This is a genomic window from Thermus caldifontis (genome assembly GCF_003336745.1).
GTDB classification, from domain to species: domain Bacteria; phylum Deinococcota; class Deinococci; order Deinococcales; family Thermaceae; genus Thermus; species Thermus caldifontis.
Window position 1 is genome coordinate 1 of sequence record NZ_QGMX01000049.1, and the last position, 1,219, is coordinate 1,219.

At 62.1% G+C, this 1,219-nt stretch carries 1 protein-coding gene; it reads right to left on the reverse strand.

Annotation, left to right across the window (positions count from 1 at the left end; translation table 11 throughout):
* On the reverse strand, nucleotides 1-1,219 hold a 1,219-nt coding region (gene tuf / locus DK874_RS11625; protein ID WP_114314176.1), incomplete at its 3' end, for an elongation factor Tu.

Genomic DNA, 1,219 nt, shown 5'->3' on the forward strand with positions numbered 1-1,219 from the left:
ACTCCAGGATCTTGGTGACCACGCCGGCGCCCACGGTCCGCCCACCCTCACGGATGGCAAACCGCAAACCCTCCTCCAACGCCACCGGCTTGATCAGCTCCACCGTAAACGTCACGTTGTCCCCAGGCATCACCATCTCCACCCCCGCCGGCAGCTCCACCACCCCGGTCACATCCGTGGTCCGAAAGTAAAACTGCGGCCGGTACCCAGAAAAAAACCCCGTGTGCCGGCCACCCTCCTCCTTCTTCAAGATGTACACCGAGGCCTCAAACTTCGTGTGCGGGGTAATGCTCCCAGGCTTCGCCAGCACCTGCCCCCGCTCCACCTCCTCCCGGCTTACCCCCCGAAGCAGCAACCCCACGTTGTCCCCAGCTATACCCTCCGAAAGCGTCTTACGGTGCATCTCCACACCCGTCACCACCGTCTTCCGCGTCTCCGGAGCTAAGCCCACAATCTCCACCTCGTCCCCAACCTTCACCTTCCCCCGCTCAATCCGTCCCGTGGCCACCGTCCCACGCCCCGTAATCGTAAACACGTCCTCCACAGGCATCAAGAACGGCTTGTCCACATCCCGCACCGGCGTGGGTATGTACTCGTCAATGGCGTCCAAAAGCTCCCAAATCTTGTCCACCCACTCGTTCTCCCCACGCCTCGTCTTCGGGTTCCGGTGCATCTCTTCCAGCGCCAACAACGCGCTCCCCCGGATCACCGGCACCTCGTCCCCAGGAAACTCGTACTGGTTCAGAAGGTCCCGCACCTCCATCTCCACCAGGTCCAAAAGCTCCGGGTCGTCCACCATGTCCACCTTGTTCATGAACACCACGATGTACGGCACCCCCACCTGGCGAGCCAAAAGGATGTGCTCCCGCGTCTGCGGCATCGGACCGTCCGCCGCCGATACCACCAAAATCGCCCCGTCCATCTGCGCCGCACCCGTGATCATGTTCTTGATGTAGTCCGCGTGCCCAGGACAGTCCACGTGGGAATAGTGCCGCTTCGCCGTCTCGTATTCCACATGCGCCGTGTTGATCGTAATCCCCCGCGCACGCTCCTCCGGCGCCTTATCAATCTCCCCGTAGTCCTTCACCTCCACATTCGGGTTCTCCGCCGCCGCCACAAACGTCAACGCCGCAGTCAGCGTCGTCTTCCCGTGGTCCACGTGCCCAATCGTCCCCACGTTCACGTGAGGCTTCGTACGGATAAACTCGCCCTTGGCCAT